The sequence below is a fragment of the Aeromonas sp. HMWF014 genome (genome assembly GCF_963878295.1).
GTDB classification, from domain to species: domain Bacteria; phylum Pseudomonadota; class Gammaproteobacteria; order Enterobacterales; family Aeromonadaceae; genus Aeromonas; species Aeromonas popoffii.
In genome coordinates this window covers 1-4,052 of record NZ_CAWNYS010000108.1, presented here as the reverse complement: position 1 = coordinate 4,052, position 4,052 = coordinate 1, and the positions used below count along the sequence as shown (strand labels likewise).

The following is a 4,052-nucleotide window of genomic DNA, read 5'->3' as shown; positions in this document are numbered from 1 at the left end:
GATCAAGGTTGGCCTCTATGATGCCGCCGAGCAGCCCTTTATGGGGGCCATGATCAGCGAAAGAGCGGCGCTGGGCATGGTTGAGGCGCAAGCCAGCCTGCAACGACTGGGTGGTGAGAGTCTGCTCACCCTCAAGCACCTGGAAGCGGGCACCGGCTTCGTTTCGCCCGGCATCATCGATGTCACCGCTGTGAGCGCACTGCCGGACGAAGAGTATTTTGGCCCGCTGCTGCAGCTCATTCGTTACGACGATTTTGATGCCGCCATCGATCAAGGCAACGCCACCAGCTTCGGTCTTTCGGCGGGCCTGCTCGGCGACCGCGAGGCGGACTGGCACCACTTCTTCAAGCGGATCCGCGCCGGTATCGTCAACTGGAACAAGCCCATCACGGGTGCCTCCAGCGCCGCGCCGTTCGGCGGTATCGGTGCCTCCGGCAACCACAGGGCGAGCGCCTACTACGCCGCCGACTACTGTGCTTATCCCGTTGCCTCCGTCGAGGACAGCAAGGCTGCCATGCCGGATCAGCTGTCGCCGGGTTTGACCTTTTAACAAGGAAGAGGCTGACACTGTCCTCCTCTGCGTTGAGCGCAGATCACAAACAATAAAAGGGGCACTGAACAGGTGCCCTTGTCTGTACCCGCAATCAAAGGAAAGAGAGATGCAAAAGGATATCGACACCCTGTTCGGTCACTTGTGGGATAACTACATTCACGTCACCCCGAGTGCCCTCAAGGTCCACACCCTGCTGGGTGGCGGCGAGCCCATCGTCAATGATCACGTGGCGTTTCGCACCTACAACCTGCCCAAGCTGGGGCTGGAGAAGCTGGCCGCCCACTTCCTGGCGCTCGGTTACGAGCAGAAGGGGGAATATGTGTTCAAGGCCAAGAAGCTCTATGCCAAGCACTTTGAGCATAAAGATCCGGATGCCCCCAAGGTGTTCATCAGCGAGCTGAAGGTGGAAGAACTCTCCCCAGCGGCGCAGGCCATCATCCACAAGCTGGCGGATCAGGTGCCTGCGCACCTGACCGATACCCCGGCCTTCCTCTATGCCGGTGCCCCCTGGCAGGTCTCCTGGGCCGATTACCAGACCCTGTTGGCGGAGAGTGAGTACGCAGCCTGGATGGCGGCCTGGGGCTATCGTGCCAACCACTTCACGGTCAACATCAATCGCCTCAAGCAGTTCGATACCATCTTGCAGGTCAACGCCGCCCTCAAGGCGGCCGGCTTCGTGCTCAACGGCGTGGGTGGCGAGGTGAAAGGGGACCCGCAGGTGATGCTGGAGCAATCCTCCACCATGGCCGACAAGGCGGATGTGTCCTTCACCGATGGCGTGCGCACCATCCCGAGCTGCTTCTACGAGTTTGCCCTGCGTTACCCGCAGGCCGATGGTGTGCTCTACCCGGGTTTTGTGGAAGCCTCCGCCGACAAGATCTTCGAATCCACCAACGCCATGTAAGGGCGACAGTTGGCCAAAACGCCCCGAAAGGGGCGTCTTTTATAGTTTTTCGTTGGGCTTATACACCCTTTTACCCGGCCTTGGCTCCGTGCTCCCGGGTCCTTTGCTCTCGCTTAAACGGGTCATTGCAGCCCTTGGCGGTGACAAGGTGGGAGTATGAGGTGACGGTAAACCAAGACTTAATTTGATTTCCATACGGGTCTATTTTGTTCGCAATCTTCGGTGTATATTGTGGCCCCAACGCTTCGGAGCCCACTATGTCTCGTTATCACTTTTTCAATCAAGGTCAGTCATTTACCTCTCTCGCAACCAGGGTAGCCGAGTATGACGATGAGCGTCACCAACGGGTCGAACAAGGGGGGATGGCTGTCGTTGCCCCCTCTTTTGCCGATATCCCGGCCGAGGTGCTGACACTGTTGCAAGAGCATGGGGTGCGTGAAGAGAAGCACGGGGCGCACAATCCGTGGTATAGCGTCGCTGGCAATTTCAGCCTGCGGGGGATGCACTGATGGCCCGGTCTGGCAAGGGGGGCGGTATTGTCACACTGCTGCGCTGGTCTTTGTTGAAAAGACCGCTCTGTGGCGGCCTGTTCAGTGCCCTGTTTATCTATCTGGCATCCCTGCCAGCGGACCTCTATTTCACTTTCCATTGGCAGATGGCTCTGGGCCTCTTCCTGTTGGTCTTCCTTGGCGGACTCTGGCGGCAGTGGCGGGCGCTTAGCTAACCCTTTCTCACACCCGTTGCAGTGCGCCTTCGGTGGCCAGCAAGGTGGCCATGCCGCCGGCTTTGCCTGCCTGAATGCCGATTTGGGTATCTTCAAACACCAGGCAGTTGGCGGGATTGGCGCCGAGCAACTCGGCAACCTTCAGGAAGGTGTCCGGGTGGGGTTTGTGGTTGTGGATGTCGTCAGCACTGACCAGCACTGAGATATAGGTATCCAGGCCGGTATTTTTCAAAATGCGCCGGGCATGCTCCCGCGATGACCCCGTGCCTATGCCCATCGGCACCTTGCCGTGCCAGCGCTTGACCAGCTCCCACATGGGAGGGAAGACGAGGGCCTTGTCGATATTTTCCAAATAGAGGGCTGTCTTGCGGTGGGTGAAGGCATCCACATCGATATCCAGCCCGTGCTGCGCAGCCAGCATGCTTACTGTTTTGCGGGTAGGGATGCCGCCGTATTCATTGAGCTGTACCCGATCAAACGGCAGACCGAACTCTGAGCTGGTTACCTCCCAGGCATCCAGATGCAGGGGCATGGAGTCCACCAGGGTGCCGTCCATATCGAAAATCAGGGCGTCGTATTGATCAAACTGGAACTGCTCGGACATGGGGCTGCTTCCTCTTGAACCAAACGCTCACACTACCAGATCCAGCGGGCGTATGCCGCGACCTCCGTCATGGTTGCGCGCTGGCGGCGCCATGGCAGTGGTTTTGGCCATCGGCTGGTGATTTATGAGACAATGATGAGCTTTGTGCCGCAGATCCTGGCATTTCAAATTAGCGAGCCCGCATATGTCTCCAAAAACCATCTTCTCAAGCGTGGCCCTGGTGATCGCCCTGGGTTCACTGGAAAAGAGCATAGTCACCACCCCACTGCCCATCATAGGGGCCGAGTTGAACGCTGGCGCCGCCCTCACCTGGGTGGTCACCGCCTACCTGCTGGCGGCCACCGCCGCCCTGCCCATTTACGGCAAACTGAGCGATCTGTTCGGCCGGGTACGCATGCTCAACATCGGCATAGGCCTGTTTATGGCGGGCTCTGTGGCCTGCGCCCTCTCTCAGGATCTGCCGACCCTGCTGGCGGCCCGGGTGCTGCAAGGACTGGGTGGCGGCGGACTTATTGCACTCGCCTTCACCGTCATCGCCGACAGCATACCGCCACGGGAAGTGGGCAAGTATCAGGGCTACATCTCGGCCGTCTATGCGGTCTCCAGCATCGCCGGGCCCCTGCTCGGTGGCTACTTTACCGAGCAACTCAGCTGGCGCTGGATCTTCTGGATCAACCTGCCGCTCGGGGCGCTGGCGCTCTGGCTGGTGAACCGCAATCTGGGCCACCTCAATGTGCGTCGCCACAGTCGCTTCGACTGGAAGGGGGCCGCGCTGCTCATTACTGTCACCACGCTGGGCTTGTTGCTGCTCTCGCCCGAGACGGCGCTCCCTGCCATCTGGCTGGCGGCGGGACTGGCGATTGGCCTGCTGCTGCTCATCCTGGTGGAGCGGCGCGCCCAGGATCCCATACTGCCCGCCCATCTGGCTCGGCTGCCCGGTTATCTGGTGAGCGTGCTGCTGGCGCTGGCCTCTCAACTGCTGATGTTCGCCGTGCTGGTCTATCTGCCGCTGCAGATGCAGTTGCAGAAGGGGATGGGAGCCAGCGAGAGCGGTTTTTACATGGTGATCTTCATGGTCTGCATCACGGCAGGGGCCTTCGTCGGCGGCAAGCTGATCGGCCGCACCGGTTATTACAAGCGCTTCGTGGTGGTGGGCTTTGCCCTGGCGGCGCTGGCGCTGTGGCAGATCCATTTCGATGTCTGGGTCAAGCTGGCCCTTGGGTTTGCCGGTCTGGGGTTGGGGCTGGTGCTGCCGGCGCTCTCGGTG

6 protein-coding genes are annotated in these 4,052 nt (G+C 60.0%); 5 read left to right on the top strand and 1 reads right to left on the bottom strand.

The window, feature by feature from the left end; all coding sequences use genetic code 11:
• From AAC083_RS04245 to AAC083_RS04230, 4 genes are all read left to right on the top strand, one after another.
• Nucleotides 1-550 (top strand): aldehyde dehydrogenase family protein (locus AAC083_RS04245; protein ID WP_146181572.1); only part of this gene is annotated, 550 nt, incomplete at its 5' end.
• A gap of 109 nt (nucleotides 551-659) precedes the next feature.
• On the top strand, nucleotides 660-1,457 hold the full coding sequence (locus tag AAC083_RS04240; RefSeq protein WP_108535904.1) for a DUF1338 domain-containing protein: 798 nt from the start codon (nucleotides 660-662) through the stop codon (nucleotides 1,455-1,457).
• A 257-nt stretch (nucleotides 1,458-1,714) separates the two neighbouring features.
• A complete protein-coding gene (locus AAC083_RS04235; RefSeq protein WP_108535903.1) occupies nucleotides 1,715-1,966 on the top strand; it encodes a hypothetical protein in 252 nt (83 codons plus the stop codon).
• A complete protein-coding gene (locus AAC083_RS04230) occupies nucleotides 1,966-2,181 on the top strand; it encodes a hypothetical protein (RefSeq protein WP_108535902.1) in 216 nt (71 codons plus the stop codon). The genes AAC083_RS04235 and AAC083_RS04230 overlap by 1 nt, the downstream gene beginning before the upstream one ends.
• A 7-nt stretch (nucleotides 2,182-2,188) precedes the next feature.
• On the opposite strand, the gene AAC083_RS04225 is transcribed toward AAC083_RS04230, so the two are convergent.
• Entirely contained in the window at nucleotides 2,189-2,785 is a 597-nt protein-coding gene (locus AAC083_RS04225; RefSeq protein WP_108535901.1) for an HAD family hydrolase, read from the bottom strand.
• Nucleotides 2,786-2,969: 184 nt separating this feature from the next.
• Here AAC083_RS04225 and AAC083_RS04220 point away from each other — a divergent pair.
• Nucleotides 2,970-4,052, top strand: a 1,083-nt coding sequence (locus AAC083_RS04220) for an MFS transporter (RefSeq protein ID WP_108535900.1), incomplete at its 3' end; no start/stop codon positions are given.